Source organism: Cytophagales bacterium, from assembly GCA_033344775.1.
Taxonomy (GTDB): domain Bacteria; phylum Bacteroidota; class Bacteroidia; order Cytophagales; family Cyclobacteriaceae; genus JAWPMT01.
Map to the genome: position 1 here is coordinate 1,102,789 of JAWPMT010000004.1, position 15,131 is coordinate 1,117,919.

At 43.1% G+C, this 15,131-nt stretch carries 17 protein-coding genes; 13 read left to right on the forward strand and 4 right to left on the reverse strand.

Annotated features, from left to right (window positions below; genetic code table 11):
- The first annotated feature begins 66 nt into the window (after positions 1-66).
- Genes R8G66_13410 through R8G66_13420 form a run of 3 tightly spaced genes read left to right on the forward strand, consistent with a single transcriptional unit; the run spans position 67 to position 2,917 of the window.
- Positions 67-1,068 (forward strand): endonuclease/exonuclease/phosphatase family protein, encoded by a 1,002-nt coding sequence (locus tag R8G66_13410; protein MDW3193364.1) that lies wholly within the window; start codon positions 67-69, stop codon positions 1,066-1,068.
- Positions 1,069-1,070: 2 nt separating this feature from the next.
- Positions 1,071-1,586 (forward strand): hypothetical protein, encoded by a 516-nt coding sequence (locus R8G66_13415; GenBank protein MDW3193365.1) that lies wholly within the window; start codon positions 1,071-1,073, stop codon positions 1,584-1,586.
- A gap of 35 nt (positions 1,587-1,621) precedes the next feature.
- The gene (locus tag R8G66_13420; protein MDW3193366.1) at positions 1,622-2,917 is read left to right on the forward strand and encodes an ADP-ribosylglycohydrolase family protein; all 1,296 of its coding nucleotides are present in this window, start codon (positions 1,622-1,624) and stop codon (positions 2,915-2,917) included.
- A gap of 88 nt (positions 2,918-3,005) precedes the next feature.
- Here R8G66_13420 and R8G66_13425 read toward each other — a convergent pair whose 3' ends face one another.
- Positions 3,006-3,926 (reverse strand): SRPBCC family protein, encoded by a 921-nt coding sequence (locus R8G66_13425; protein MDW3193367.1) that lies wholly within the window; start codon positions 3,924-3,926, stop codon positions 3,006-3,008.
- 46 nt (positions 3,927-3,972) lie between these two features.
- Here R8G66_13425 and R8G66_13430 point away from each other — a divergent pair, with 46 nt between their 5' ends.
- From R8G66_13430 to R8G66_13475, 10 genes are all read left to right on the forward strand, one after another.
- Entirely contained in the window at positions 3,973-4,521 is a 549-nt protein-coding gene (locus R8G66_13430; GenBank protein ID MDW3193368.1) for a GNAT family N-acetyltransferase, read from the forward strand.
- Entirely contained in the window at positions 4,511-5,287 is a 777-nt protein-coding gene (locus tag R8G66_13435; GenBank protein ID MDW3193369.1) for a hypothetical protein, read from the forward strand. The genes R8G66_13430 and R8G66_13435 overlap by 11 nt, the downstream gene beginning before the upstream one ends.
- A 220-nt stretch (positions 5,288-5,507) precedes the next feature.
- On the forward strand, positions 5,508-6,275 hold the full coding sequence (locus tag R8G66_13440; protein ID MDW3193370.1) for an SOS response-associated peptidase family protein: 768 nt from the start codon (positions 5,508-5,510) through the stop codon (positions 6,273-6,275).
- Between the two features lie 29 nt (positions 6,276-6,304).
- Positions 6,305-6,688 carry a hypothetical protein gene (locus R8G66_13445; GenBank protein ID MDW3193371.1) on the forward strand — a complete coding sequence of 128 codons (384 nt, stop codon included), beginning with the start codon at positions 6,305-6,307 and terminating at the stop codon, positions 6,686-6,688.
- A gap of 194 nt (positions 6,689-6,882) precedes the next feature.
- A complete protein-coding gene (locus tag R8G66_13450; GenBank protein MDW3193372.1) occupies positions 6,883-7,329 on the forward strand; it encodes a hypothetical protein in 447 nt (148 codons plus the stop codon).
- Between the two features lie 16 nt (positions 7,330-7,345).
- Positions 7,346-7,573 carry a helix-turn-helix transcriptional regulator gene (locus R8G66_13455; protein ID MDW3193373.1) on the forward strand — a complete coding sequence of 76 codons (228 nt, stop codon included), beginning with the start codon at positions 7,346-7,348 and terminating at the stop codon, positions 7,571-7,573.
- 191 nt (positions 7,574-7,764) lie between these two features.
- Positions 7,765-7,983: a hypothetical protein gene (locus R8G66_13460; protein ID MDW3193374.1), complete on the forward strand. Its 219-nt coding sequence runs from the start codon at positions 7,765-7,767 to the stop codon at positions 7,981-7,983.
- Between the two features lie 2 nt (positions 7,984-7,985).
- On the forward strand, positions 7,986-8,960 hold the full coding sequence (locus tag R8G66_13465) for an NAD(P)-dependent alcohol dehydrogenase (protein MDW3193375.1): 975 nt from the start codon (positions 7,986-7,988) through the stop codon (positions 8,958-8,960).
- Positions 8,961-9,045: 85 nt separating this feature from the next.
- A complete protein-coding gene (locus R8G66_13470) occupies positions 9,046-9,393 on the forward strand; it encodes a YciI family protein (protein MDW3193376.1) in 348 nt (115 codons plus the stop codon).
- A gap of 1 nt (position 9,394) precedes the next feature.
- The gene (locus R8G66_13475; protein MDW3193377.1) at positions 9,395-10,639 is read left to right on the forward strand and encodes a sigma-70 family RNA polymerase sigma factor; all 1,245 of its coding nucleotides are present in this window, start codon (positions 9,395-9,397) and stop codon (positions 10,637-10,639) included.
- Here the strand turns inward: R8G66_13475 and R8G66_13480 are convergent.
- The 3 genes from R8G66_13480 to R8G66_13490 form a co-directional block, all read right to left on the reverse strand.
- Positions 10,636-12,036: a S41 family peptidase gene (locus R8G66_13480; protein MDW3193378.1), complete on the reverse strand. Its 1,401-nt coding sequence runs from the start codon at positions 12,034-12,036 to the stop codon at positions 10,636-10,638. The two genes, R8G66_13475 and R8G66_13480, sit on opposite strands and share 4 nt — an antisense overlap.
- 226 nt (positions 12,037-12,262) lie before the next feature.
- Entirely contained in the window at positions 12,263-14,587 is a 2,325-nt protein-coding gene (locus R8G66_13485) for a thioredoxin family protein (GenBank protein MDW3193379.1), read from the reverse strand.
- Positions 14,588-14,806: 219 nt separating this feature from the next.
- Positions 14,807-15,094 carry a hypothetical protein gene (locus R8G66_13490; protein ID MDW3193380.1) on the reverse strand — a complete coding sequence of 96 codons (288 nt, stop codon included), beginning with the start codon at positions 15,092-15,094 and terminating at the stop codon, positions 14,807-14,809.
- Positions 15,095-15,131: the final 37 nt, after the last annotated feature.

A 15,131-nucleotide genomic window follows, 5' to 3' on the forward strand; every position in this document is an offset into this window, starting at 1 on the left:
TTATTTCCCTCCAGTTATATCAAAAAATCCATACCTTTCGGGAATTGATCAAATGCTAAAATAAAGATGCTCAAAAAGGTTATTGGAGGATTAGTATTCATCGTCGTTCTAGCCGTTGTTGCCTTTTACTTTACGGCCTCCTCGAGCTGGGAATCTGAGGCCAATTATCATCAATTGAAGTCCTGGGAACGCCCTGCGACTCAACCGAGTGATACACTGGTCGCCATGACCTATAACATTGGTTACTTATCCGGCATGACCAACAATTTATCTATTCCCAGAATCAAGGCATTATTTGACGAAAATTTGAGCCAGGCCAAGACGGTCATTGCTTTGATTAACCCGGACATCATTGGATTTCAGGAAATCGACTACCAGTCTAATCGATCATATGATGTACAGCAACTAGATGAATTGGCCAGGTCGAGTAATTACTCGCAAGCTTTACAATCGGTCAATTGGGACCGACGATATGTTCCATTTCCCTACTGGCCTCCGGAACATCACTTTGGTAAAATGCTGTCCGGACAATCTATCCTGGCAAAAGGAACCCTCAGCACCGACCAGGTGGTGACTTTGCCTAAACCGATCAATGCCCCTTTTTATTACAATGCTTTTTACCTGGATCGTTTGATCCAGATTGCCGACTGGGAAATTGGTGGTACGACCATCAAAGTGATGAATTTGCACCTGGAGGCATTCGATAAAGAAACCCGGATCATTCATGCGAAGGCAGTGAAGCAATTGTATGAATCCTTTGCCTCCGACATGCCCGTCATTCTCATGGGAGATTTCAATAGTCCTCCGGCGATAAAGGCAGGAGAAGATGGCATGGATATCGTGATGTCTGCCAACAATATTGCTTCTGCAGTTTCTGATTCCTTATATGCTTCGAATCCCTTGAACTATTCCACCTTTAGTAGTGATTCCCCTACGGAGATGATCGATTTCGTTCTCTATAATCCTTCTCATATTCAACCGATCCATGCTTATGTTCCCCGAGCAGGGGAAATTTCCGACCACCTGCCTGTGGTATTCAAGTTTAAACTGATCAATCAAGAAATGTGATCATGGATTTCCCGCAATCGCAACAAGAATGGGAGACTTTATTAAATGGCCGGTTCGATCGTGAACCAATCATCGCACACCTAAAAGAACATCAAGAAACCCGGAAACACTTTCTGGAGATCACGCTGCTTAGAAATGAATATGCCTGGAGAGCCGCCTGGTTGTTGAAGGGAGCAGTAAGTAAACAGGACAATTATGATGATTTCATTGACCGTGCGATAAAGTTGTTACCCGATTTACCAGATGGGCATCAAAGAGAAATTTTGAAGTTATTGGAAAATATGTCTGTCAATGAATCAATGGAAGGTCCACTATTCGATGTGTGCATGAGTATTTGGGAGTCTCCTGGCAAAATTCCCTCCACCCGAATGACGGCTTTTTTATTTATTCTGGAAACGGTTAAAAAGTATCCTGAACTGAAAACGGAACTAGATCATTTGACCCAAGATCATTACATGGAGAGCTTAAGTCCTGGTGTGAAGCGTGTTTTGGAGAAACGGATTCAAAAGCTGAAATGAGCATAGAACCTCGAACGAATTATTTTATACTTCAGATGAAGTATCTTCTACGCATAAGTTTGATGTTTTTGGTTCTTAGTTCCTGCCAATCCACAAAAAACCAGGAACCAGAATCCATCACTATCTCACGATCTCAATACAAAGATCAACTGTACGGGTTTTGGCTGGGTCAATGCATTGCTAATTGGACGGGATTAGTCACTGAAATGGATAAAATTGGCAACATTGGGGAGGTCAAAACCGGGCCATTTTATACCCGTGAGGACTGGGGCAAACCCGATTTCCCTAACATTTGGTCCGATTCGGCAAGTGACCTCTCCCCTACCATTGATTTTGTCCTGCGCCGGCAAGGGGAAGTCTGGGGTGCTGATGACGACACAGACATAGAATACATTTATCAGCACCTGCTGTATACACATCAAACTACCCAACTAACCGGAGAGCAAATTCGGGATGGTTGGTTGAAACATATCAAAGCGGAAGAAGAAAACTATTTGTGGGTATCTAATCAAAAAGCATTCGATCTGATGCAAACTGGGTTAACTCCTCCAGCCACCAGCGATCCTGCCAATAATGAGCATTACGACATGATCGATGCACAATTGACCACTGAAATATTTGGGCTATTTTCTCCAACTCAGCCAGAAGTCGCACTGAAAATGGCGCATTTACCTATACGCACTTCAGCACAGAAAAACGCTGCTCAAATCGCTGAATTCTATGTTGTCATGCATTCATTGGCCAGTACCTACACTGGCACCACGGGAGAACAATTAATGTTGATGGCCGAAGCGGCTAAACAGGTTTTGAAACCAGCGACCTATCCCATCAAAATGTATGATTATGTAAAAGCCAAGTATGATTCCGGAATACCCTGGGAGCAAACACGGGATTCAGTCTACATTCGGTACCAGGTGGAGCAGCAAGATGGCTATGATATTACTGGTCAGAACCTCTATTGCAATGGTTGTTTTGCTGCCGGAATCAATTTCGCTGCCAGCCTGATCAGCTTATTCTATGGAGAAGGAGATCTCAAGGAAACCATCAAGATCGGGACGCTTACCGGATGGGATTCTGACAACCCAACTGCTACCTGGGGAGGACTCATTGGCTTCATGATTGGAAAAGAAGGTGTTGAGAAAGCGTTCGGTGATGATCTATCTAACCAATTCAATATTCATCGTACCCGGCAGAATTTCCCAAATGAAGGCATCGATACGTTTGAGGCCATGGCTCAGAAAGGGATTGAAATCGTGGATCGCGTTGTGAAAGAAGAAATGGCAGGCGAACTTGATTTGGACAATGATCAGTGGATAATTCCTCAAGAATAAGATGTCCTAAAAGTGCTCTGTTAGATTTCGACAGGCTCGGGGACAACTAGTCAATCTGACAGAGCACTTCTAAAATGGGCTTCAGATGCTACTTTATGGGAAAACGTATTTCCGTTACCAATTCCTCTGGTTTGGTTTCTTTTGGATCTGAGACATACAACTCAAACGGGTGCTGGGATTTGGATCCTTTGAAAACCTTATTCTGGCTCAAATTCATCCCGGTACTCCAGGCATTTCCAAGGTGTTTGTATTCACCTTCATGCGTGACCGTATAGGTCTGTATCTCAGGAATGTTCAGTGTGGTAAATCCCGGCTTAAGCTCACCTGGCAGTTCATCAACAGGAACACCGGTAGTATAATCCACTCTACGGTTAACCATATCCCATTTATGATAAACAGTGATCGGATAGCCATTGTATCCGCCATTTTCCTCAGCCCATCCCATGAGCTCCCCTAAATCCTTTTCCATAGCGGAACCCATTTCCTCGATGGTTGTGCTAGTCGATTTAGCCACAAATTGGGCCGGACCAAAAGACTGCACACCTTTCAGATCTACAAAACTCGGAACGGAACCCTTCTCCACATAGTCTTTCAACATACTTAGGCCACGTTCATAATCCATCCCGATAAATGCATTCATCTGATTCTTCATCCAAAACATGAACCAGGGTAAACTACTGTCCATGTACCAGGTCACCTTTGTACCATCACCATCCTCAGCAAATTCAAACCAGGTTTTGGCCTTGGATTTCCAGGGTTTTAAAAACTGAAGGTCATAATGAATACTCTTGTTTTCTTCTTCATTTTCAATCTTCATTTGACCAGATCCTATGCGATTACCTTCCCAGGAATAAGATTTGGTATCTTCGGCAACCGTAACTTTAGCCTCAGGTTCCTGAATGAGCCAAGGTGACCAGGGCTGCCAGTGATTAAAATCATTGAGTTTCGAAAAAACATCGGCCACAGGTGCATCAATTTTGATCGACCGATCTACGTATAGTTTAGGCATTAGATAGTGGATTTAAAAAAGCTGACTCAAATTAATGATTTCCCTCATGACTAAAAAGGAAAAACACTCGGAAATCAGCATACAACTTGTTAATAAAGAGGAAGTTGACATTTTGGTGACCTTAGCCCGTGACACCTTTGTTGCGGCCTTTGGTTCGTACAATACCGAATCTGATATGAATCAATATCTCGATGAACGAGTGACCATTAATTACATGACTAAGGAGCTGGATACCGATGGTTCCTTTTTCTATTTTGCAAAAATGAATGGCACGTTGATTGGTTACCTAAAACTCAACATTGATCAGGCACAAAATGAACCATTAGGACCAAAAAGTCTGGAATTAGAGCGGATTTATGTGATAAGTACACAACAAGGGCAAGGCATTGGTCAACAACTGCTGAATTTCGCCTATTCAATGGCCAAGGAATGGAATAAATCAACCATTTGGCTGGGTGTTTGGGACCAAAATCCGGGAGCCATTAAGCTTTATGAACGAAATGGATTTCAACCATTTGGTAGCCATGATTTTCAATTGGGCGATGACTTGCAAACAGATATTCTGATGAAAATGGAACTGGAAAATGAAGCATAGTTTCCGACCTTCCTTAACGGAATTGGCTAATCAATTTGGCTCGGATAAAGGAACCATAGGCCCTAGTGACAACTGGCAGGCGCTGAACTATACCGATGTGTATGATGCCTATTTGGAACCCTTGCGTGATCAACCCATTCGTCTGCTGGAAATTGGCATCGGTGCGACCGGGGACCGATGGGATGCACGGATTGTGCATGGACGAAATTCCGGCGGCGCTTCTATCAAAATGTGGGAGGCTTACTTCCCAAAAGCTGATATTGCGGCCATTGATATCAACCATGCTTCCTATTTGGACAATGACCGTGTACAGACTTTTGTTGTAGATCAATCTAATGCACAAGAACTCCGTGCCTTTATCTCTAATCAAGCTTCGTTTGATGTGATCATTGATGATGGCAGTCACCATCCGGCACATCAACAGCTCACGTTAAGCATTCTCTTCCCAAAACTGAACTCCGGCGGGTTATACATCATCGAAGACCTGGATGATAATGGGAAAGATGATCCGGTAAGTGAAAGTCGGTCTCATAGCATGAAGGTTTTGAATACCCGCACCTTGCTTAAATCGATACGAGAAACAGATACGATAAAATCACCACATGCATTCGCTGAAATCGACTTTCTGGATTCGGTAAATCGCATAGATTTTCATTGCCCAGAATTGACTACTCAATCAAGCTGGCAATACTTACCTCCTCGTAAAAGGACCATTTTTCAATACCGGAACAACAGTGAACGGGTTTGTGTGTTAAGGAAAGCCTGATTTTCGGGATATTTAAATTAAGAATTATGAGATGTCAATTTACCTTCTCTACCCCCGGCGTGGGTCGCTTCAGTTTCCCTAAAGGGAGAAGGCGAAAATCAATTGTACACTCTTCAGGGGTCGGGGTAAATACAAGTGATTTTCTGAAAATTGAATTTAGTTCCACCTTAAGCGGCTATTTCTATCAAATAATTTCACTCGGATTCCTTAACTTCATACCATGTGTTACGATGTAGCCTATTTGACGAAAAGAGCCAAAGCTTACGCCGAACGATACGGTAAAGCAGAAGATTGGGAAGACATCAAAAAGCGACTTCCTCCTACCTATCATGCTTCAGGTTTTACGGAGCCAGATCTTCCTGTGATCACCAACGATCGCCCGGATGAGATACAGGCCTTTCAATGGGGATTTGTACCGATGGTTTATGCCCCAAAAATGCAGGGCAGGCCCATGAATACCTTGAATGCCCGAGACGATAAGATTTTTACTGGCCGGAGTGTCTTCCGGGATTCTGCCAAGCAACAGCGATGCCTGGTCATGATCGACGGCTTTTTCGACCATCACAAGAAGGATGGTATTGCCTATCCACATTATGTCAAATTAAAAACAGATGAACCTTTCTTAGTAGGTGGCCTGTGGCAATCTTTTAAAGTCCCTGACGAGGAATTTTCCGTCAATACCGTGACCATGGTGACCGGACCCGCCAACAAAGAAATGGCCTGGGTACACAATGAGCCGGCCTACAGTGCGACCAGCCGTATGATTTACATCGTAGAGAAAGGCGAAGAAGATGCCTGGCTTTTTGGAGAAGCAGAAGAAGCCAAACAAGTCATCAAACCACTACCAGATGATCTATTGGAATATTATCCTAGTCAACCAATCAAATCGAACAAAAAGCTGAACAGGACTTATTTAGGAAACGTACCGGAAATCCTGAACCGAGCGTATTACCCAGAGTTGGAAACGAGTCAGGGGAGTTTGTTTTAAGGTGAATGAGCTAATGAAGTCATAACATCATGCTGAAATCCAAAATTTTATTAGTCAATAAGTTCGAGGATGATGATACTCATAAAATTCTTGATATCGCTATGAATTTTTTGAAACAATATTTTGATTATTCAGAATCAAGGTCAGAACATATATTAAAGTCTTTCTTCAAAGAATATGGTGACATTTATGATGAAGATTTAATCCATCATGAGTCATCTTTCAAAATGGCGGCCATCATGCACTATAAGTGTACTTTGAAAGATCATTCCGGCAGTGTAAAAGACTGGTTAATGGAAAGTGGCTATAATTCTCCCCCAAAAGAAGCAATGGAATACTTCAGGGAAAATTATTTTGATGATCCTTCTTCTATTCGTGAGATCCCTCATTGGCTGAAGTCTTCTAGGGAGTGATTTGAGCATCTGATAGCTCTGATAGAGCGCGTCTTCAACGTGTGCTCAATTAATTAAACAAATACATCAATCCCACAAAACACTGAAGTACATCATATTTTACTTAATGTAAAATATTTTTTACATTGAGTTAAACCTATTTAACTTTGTGTACGTAATACTTTACAGCACTTGAATAACTGCTGTCAATAGTTATGACCTATCAGGAGAAAAAAAGTATCGCCTCACTTTCAAGCACAATCGTTGTAATACTCTGGTATTGCCTCTATGTATTTGTGTTCAATGCAGACCGTAGTGCCGGACCAGAAACTGATTTTCAATTTTATGGCGTAACCATTTTATTGATCATTCCGGGAATGATTGTGGCGAATATTCTGATTCATATTCTCGTGGGGATCCAACATAAAATGGCAACCAATGAGGACATTGAGTCTTTTGAAGATGAGTTTGACAAAGCCATTGAATTGCGGGCCAATCGCAATGCGTACAACACGTTCATGGCAATTTTCCTGATTTCCATGGCTTCCCTGGCGATGAGTTATCCTCCTTACATCATGCTCAACATTCTTGTCGATGGCATGATGGCCGCCTCTTTGGTGTGGAGTATTTCCAAACTGTACTTTTATCGAAAGGGGTTATGAAGTGAAGCAGATCAAGATTGAAAATAACATACGGAGGCTTCGTTTCGAGCGAGATGAAATGACGCAACAGCAATTGGCTGAAGCCGTTGGGGTAACCCGTCAAACCATCATGTCTATCGAGAAGGGAAAGTATTCCCCTTCTCTGGAATTGGCTTTTCGAATGGCACAGGTTTTTGAGACCAAGATCGATGAAGTTTTCACCTTCATTGAAACCGATATAGATGTTGTAAAAAAGAAATGTTAAACTGATATAACACGATAAGAACACTATTGTAAATCATTTTTCGCGGGCCGTTCTTTTATAGATTCGAAGACTCCATTTAGGGCTGTTAATACCACTACTCTACCCCAAAATGAGTACAGAATCATCGAAAACTGAAAATTTCGAAACAAGAGAGCTATGCCCTTTTTTATCCACTACTTACCATTTGAATTATGAGTATCTTGATTTTCCGAACAAACATTGAAACCAAAGGCATGGTCAATTTTATGGGGACGATATTTAACGACCATCCCGGCATTCGCAGCTGGTTTGTGGATATCGAAGACATTGATAATGTACTGCGTATAGAGGCCTCCCAGCAATTACAATTGATGGATGTGGTCCAGTTATGCCATCGGCATGGATTCCAATGTGAGGAACTGCCGGATTGATCATGAAGGCAATTCTCTGGACAAAGTATGGTCCTCCTGAATTATTAGAGCCAGGAGAATTGGAGAAGCCCACTCCAAAACCCGATGAAGTATTGATCAAAATCCATTGCGCCACGGTTACTGCTGGTGACTGTGAAATTCGAAGATTCCAGATCCATCCTTTGTTTTGGTTACCGCTCCGATTAATAGTGGGCATCACCAGACCTAAGCGACCACTTCTCGGACAGGAATTCTCAGGTACTATTAAAGCGGTGGGATCAGAAGTGACCACCTATTCTCCCGGAGATAAAGTACTCGCCAGTACCGGAATGAACTTTGGCACCTACTGCGAATACAGATGTCAAAAAGCATCAACTCCCATGTCCCATATACCCGAAGGAGTAAGCTTTGAACAAGCCACAACCATTCCTACCGGCGGTATCAACGGGCTTCATTTTCTAAAGAATGCTGACATGAAAGCAGGGCAACACCTATTGATCAATGGTGCAGGCGGTAGCATCGGAACTTATACCCTGCAACTCTCCAAAAACATGGGTATTGAAGTAACTTGTGTTGATCATGCTACTAAATTAGAAATGCTCACTGCCAATGGCGCTGATCACGTGTTGGATTATGAAAAGGACGACTTTACAGAGAAAACCGGATTCTACGATGCCGTCATCGATATCTCAGGGCACGTTCAATATAGTCGCGCTTTGCGGTCGCTGAAACCAAACGGAACGCTGGTTCTTGGTAATCCAGCAACCTCACAAATGTTTCGAAGTATTTGGACCAATCTACGAAGTAAGCAAAAAGTCAAATGGGATTTTGCCGGAGAAACACTTGAAAACTTAGACTATCTGGCCAACCTCATTGCTAAACGAAAAGTCAACCCTGTGATTGATAAAAGATATCCTTTAGAGGGGGTAATTGAAGCACATCAATTTACTGAAACGGGACTCAAACAAGGCAATGTGATCATCAATGTGACTCGCTAAAGTTTATTCCTGTGATGATTTTTTTAATTTAAGTGTCCAATTGTTGGATACTCGATCGTCATCACTCCAAATAAACTTTTAGATCATGCAAGAATACATGTTACTGTTCCGCAACCTGGCTCCCGTTGAAGCTTATTCCTCCAGCCCTGAAGAAATGGAAAAGACAATACCATCTTGGCAAAGTTGGATCCGCGGGATCGCCGAAGAAGGCCGACTAATTTCCACCGCTCCTCTCGAGCGAGAAGGCGCTTTCCTGACCAAGCAATCTACCACGGACGGGCCCTATGCAGAAGTAAAAGAATTGATCCTTGGGTATGTAGCGTGCAAGGCCAACAACATGGACGAAGCCATAGAGATTGCCAAAGGTTGCCCTATCATTGCTGATGATGGAGGATCGGTAGAAGTTCGAAAGATCGCCAACTTCGAAGTTTGAGTTGAAGAACTCGGCACCATCTAACGATAAAATTGACCATCTTTTTCGACATGAGTCGGGAAAGATGGTTGCCGTATTGACCAAACTTTTTGGTTTTGACCAGTTGGAGGTGGCCGAAGACCTGGTACAAGACACGTTTATTCGTGCTTTTGAAAGCTGGAAATTTAACGGCACACCTGACGATCCTCTGGCCTGGCTGTACACCGTCGCCAAAAACAAAGCGACTGATTATGTCCGGCGACAGCAAACCCGCAGGAAGGTAGATGATGTGGTCAAAACTGCTATTCCGGTAGAATATACCATCACTGCGCAATTGGAACAAGCTTTTCATGACATCACGGATAGCCAACTACAACTTCTGTTTGGTGTTTGTCATCCAGCCATCCCTGAGGAAGCACAATTGGCATTGGCCCTGAAAACCCTGGGAGGATTTGGTATCCAGGAAATTGCCAGTGCCTTTCTGACGAACAAAGAAGTCATCAACAAGCGGTTATTTCGTGCGAAGCAAAAGATCCGCAAGGAAAATATCCGACTCGAAATTCCATCACCTAACCAACTCAGCGAACGTACCGGAAGTGTCTTGAAAACGATCTACCTGATGTACAATGAAGGGTACCACTCGTCCAGTCAGGAAGCAGTGATCCGAAAGGACCTATGCCTGGAAGCCATGAGATTAGCTTTACTATTGGAACAGTCTGACTTACCTATTACCAAAGACTGTTGGGCGCTGCTGGCGCTGATGTGTTTCCACACGTCCCGATTTGAATGTCGCTTAAATGAATTAGGAGATCTGATCCCATGGAGTAAGCAAGATCATTCAAAATGGAATCAGGAACTGATCGAGCATGGGTTGAACTATTTGCAGCGACTGAACTTGAATGAACTGGCTTCTGCGTATGAATTGGAAGCAGCCATTGCCTACTTCCATACCATGGAAGATCACCCACAAAAATGGGAAGGTTTATTAGCGCTTTATCGCAGATTATCTAAAGTCAAAGCAAGTCCAATGGTCCTGCTAAACGAAACATACGTATTGAGCAAAGTAGCAGGAGCCAATATTGCGCTGGAGATGTTGGACTCGATAACTGAATTACATGGGCATTATCTGTATTTCGCAGTAAAAGGCGAAATCTTGATAAATGAAGATCCTGTCGGAGCTATTAAAGCGTTAGAAAAAGCCATAGCTTTAGCTCCACTTGAAGCAGAGAAGAAGATACTTAGGGAAAAACAATCAACCATCACTTAGTCCTTTTCTAATATCCATTGTTTAGCCGCTTCAAGTACCAGGTCTGTCCCTTCCAATTCTTCTATCGAAACATCAGGCTCTAAACCATCTGTATATACCTCCTCATGTATATCCGCATAATTTGAGGTCGTAAGGAATAAAGCCCCATCGTCTGATAACTCAAAAAGTTCATTGTTGCTGGAAATACCAGCGGTAGGCTGGCCGATGACCACAACGTCAGCAAGACTCTTTAGAGAAATAGTCACCAATTCTCCTGCACTTGCGGTTTCTGGCCCTACCAATACGGCAACCCTTGGTTGATGAAGTTCAAGCTTTGTCTTTCTAACTTTAGCATGTCTCGTCCCATCAAACCAAACACCTTTCTTTTTAAGCAAAATAGGTTTTCGAGTTTGATCTCGATAAGCCATGGAGGCCAAGGTGTCTGAAGGATAAAATGGACTTAAACCTGACAACATCGCGTAGGCATTTCCTCCTGTATTTTTCCTCAAATCAATGATCCAGCCAGCCGGATTATTCAGAGCTAATTTCTCAATCAATTTCCTTAAATGATCAGCAAAGGCAGTGATTTGCCTGGCATTACCAGACCTGAATCCCGGGATTTCCAGATAGGCTAAATTGTCCATCATCTCACCTTTACTCCATGTAATGGATGTACCTGCTGATTGCCACTTTCGATAAACCTGAGGGGCCATAAAACGGCTGTGTCCATCCCGAAGCTTATTTACCATGAATTCAACTACCGGGCGGGAAGCTTCTAGTGTAGTATCTGCTGAAACCAATCGCTTTCCTAAACTGATTAAGCGATCTAGGTCAACTTCGCCAGCCACCAGGCTGTTCTCCCGAATCAAAGCTCCAATTTCATCGATATACTGCGTGGCTTCAGAGTCAACCGAATCTGTAAGTGCTTTCTCCTTCAACTCAAATAGATCAAATGCGGCGTAACCTTCACCCGTGACTATACCTCCGATGTAAATCTGATCCGACTGGTCATCCACCACGATTTCTATTTCAGATTTGATCCAATGCTCACCTGTTTCAGACAAATCCTGACTGTAATAAGTTCTTCCATTTGGTCCCCTTACCGTGACATAAATCCCTGCCTGGCCATCAAGATTTTGGGTATTCACGATCCCGGAAAAGGTCATTCTTCGCGGGACTCCTACCTCCAACTTTTGTACCTGTAAGAAATAGGTAGCACTTGAGTTCGAATCACATTCCAACCTTAAAGCTTGTTCACCTTCAAAAGCATTGGTATCCCTCTGAATGATAGCACCTTCTGTTCCAAACCACTGAGAGAAAGATTTGGATTGCGTATCCCAGGATTCGAAATCAAGGTTCGTGAATTGACCTAGGCTCAAGTTGGGAATAAACAATAAAATCAAAAATAGCCTCCTCACGTCTTGCGGTTTTGTAGTGGTCACAAGATATAAGAAGGCTACCTTATCCCTGGCTTCGTCCAGGGTTTTAGCTTGTCATTTATTGTTAAAAGCTGCTATAAAACATTTTTTAAGATTCGAAAGGATTGAAAAGATCGTGCAAGAGATACCGGTCTTTTTTCAACTTCCTACGGAATTTAAGCTGAAAAAAACCGGCATGACGATCTTAATTATATTCGAGCTCTGATCAATTCGATAGCGGTGCTTCATTACGATCTCGTTTCAATCGGTAGTAGATCATGGCCTGTACTTTTCGGTCCCAGGGATTTCCAAACTGTGCGGTGTAGTTCGAGTCTTCTGATTTCTCTATTCCATAAGGCTTGGGGATGTAAGGAATTCCCTGCTTTTTAAAAGTCTCCCCTACTGCGGCAATTCTACGTCTGCTCAGTGCAAAATTGTAATCATTTTCCCCTACAACATCGGCATATCCATTGAGCAGGACTCCTAGGATCTCGATATTGGGATTGGACACAATTTCGGAGATCATCATCTTGCCATTGAGGTCCAGTTCATCCTGATTGTTTTCAAAAAAGAATTCTTTCTCCATCACCAAATTGCCCCCTTCATCCTTCATGATCAAGCGTAGTTCCGGTTCTTTGTGTCGAGGCAAGCCATAATAGGTCACAAATTTCAAATCCCTTAAGCGATTCATCCCTTTAGGGCTCCACTGCATCAGGTAAGCACTATCGCCATATTTGACTTTGCGAGGCTTCATCTTCCACCTCACCCGATGTAATACGGGCCATCTACCTACCACCACCTTATCTGGCGGCGTGGCCTCCATGCCTTTGATGATCGCAGCTCCCATCATATCAGAGGTATCGCTTTTCGTTCGATAGAACAGTAGCTCTGAAGGCATTCCTCCTTTTCCAAAACCAATTTCATGAGGTATGACCTTACCATCTGCAGCAATGACACATGCATCATTGTCATCGATCATTGTATCAAACAAGACTCCTAATCCAACTTTCTTCAACTTCATCCCCTTCGTGGTAAAATGATACGAGATCTTGTAGAACTGAGCAAGACCATCCACTATTGGCTTCCCGTCTTTGTCTACAGGCTCAAGCGACTGAACGATCCTGATATCTTCAAAATCAAATGCAATTTCAGTTCTTGGAGTGATTCCTGTGCCATCGTAGGTGACATGGCCGGTCAGGTATTTGGTTCCTGACATGGGTGTATTGGAAGCTAGCTTTCCATCTACATTGACCACAAAATGAGAGGTAGATTGTGGAACAGGATAGCCATACATCAATCGGCTCATACCTGCACCCAGGGTAAAGCGGCCATCTTCACTGGATCTTCCAGCGTAATTCACACCTTCCCGAAGCTCAAATTCCATCTTATACTTGATCCGTTCTTCAAACTCGTCAAGGATGGCTTTCTCTTCATCGTTGGCATAGTTGTAGCCAAGCAGCATGTAAGCATAGGCGCTTTTGAACTGATTGAGTTTTTCATGGCACAATGCTGCCGCGAAGTAGGCCCTCATGTTTGGATTCAACAGGTTGCTACGATCTGCCAATTCAATGCCATACTTTAAAATATCTCTCTGGAAATAATCTTCGGCGATAGTCAGTGACATATTAGCGAACATAGTCGCATTGTTTCCTACATACTTCTCCACATACTGACGTAGCAACCTCGCATAATCTTCTACTTTGTATAGTCCGCTGAAAAACACCTGTCCCACCAGCACCAGGCTATCCGGATTACTTAAATACTCGGCAAGAGAACGAATGTATCGCTCACGAGATCGTAGCAATACACTGTTTTTTCGTTCCAGCGATTTATGAAGTAGTTGCTCCATCGACACTTCCATGTAACCGGAAAACTGTTCTTTCCTCGCTTCGATCAATCGTTCATTGTTCACCACGCGAGGAAACAAGACGCGATCCCAGGGCTTTACAAATTCCTGGATCATCGACCAATTCAGGGAATCGGCATACTTTTTCTCAGACAGATCGATCAGGTACTTTCTAGCAGCACCTTGAGCTTTTCCTTGATTTACCCACTTCATGGCATTGCTGTAGGCAAAAACATGTTCCTGTTTCTTGGGCTTATCAGCATACGCATCATGGTAATCGTTAAGATTTACGAGGCTATGAGCCAATTCCAGGAATTCATTCACATCCATGGCTTGCTCAACACGTAGCACTTGCCGACCCTTTGGTTCATAAAACAACATCGTCGGGTAAGCATTGACCTTCATCAAATCGACAAAATCCAATTGTTGCTTCTCCGCATCGATGCGTAGTGAAATGAAATGATCATTGAAAAACTCAGCGACGGTATCGGCTGAAAAGACTTCTTTTTCCATCCATTTGCATGGACGGCACCATTCGGCGTAGAGGTCTACAAAAACGAATTTTTGCTGACTCTTCGCCTCTTGAAGTGCTTCATCAACGGTAAGATCTCTGAAGGTTATTTCCGAGGCATAGGAAATACTTGCGATGAACAGTAGGCATAACAATACCATCCATCGCCTGGTGAGGTGGATACAGGCGGACATAACACAAATTTCCTTTTGAACGAAATTATTTTAGTTCACGTATAGATCGTACCAAAAGTTATTCGGCTTAGGTAGTGAACCGGTGTTTTGTGGGATAAGTGGGAAGAATGATCTGCGCAAGTTGATTGCTTTAGATCTGTTTTTTGTCTGGCTGAACGGATATTGATCAATTCGATTTGACTTTTCTTTGTTAAGAGTAAGTACGGGTTTTTGGGACCATCACCCCTTCCTTCCTATGGCATAGGCTTTGAAACTGATCATTTTCTCATGATTCAACAAGCTTTCCAGGGTGTTGTAATCACGCCCCAGTTCTTTGTTTCCTGCAATCGCATGAATATAAGTATGGCATTTTCGACAGACGTAAATGCCCCGCGTATTCATTTCTTCTCGGGTATACCTTTTCCTGAACCATTTGTTGCTATGGCATTTCTTCGGGATCAGGTGATGGAATGTCAGAGGGAGGTCTTTCTCACAAATCTCGCAGTGTTCCGGTTCCGTGTTAGTCATCTATTCTTCAGTATGCCTATCAAAGGTAAACACATGA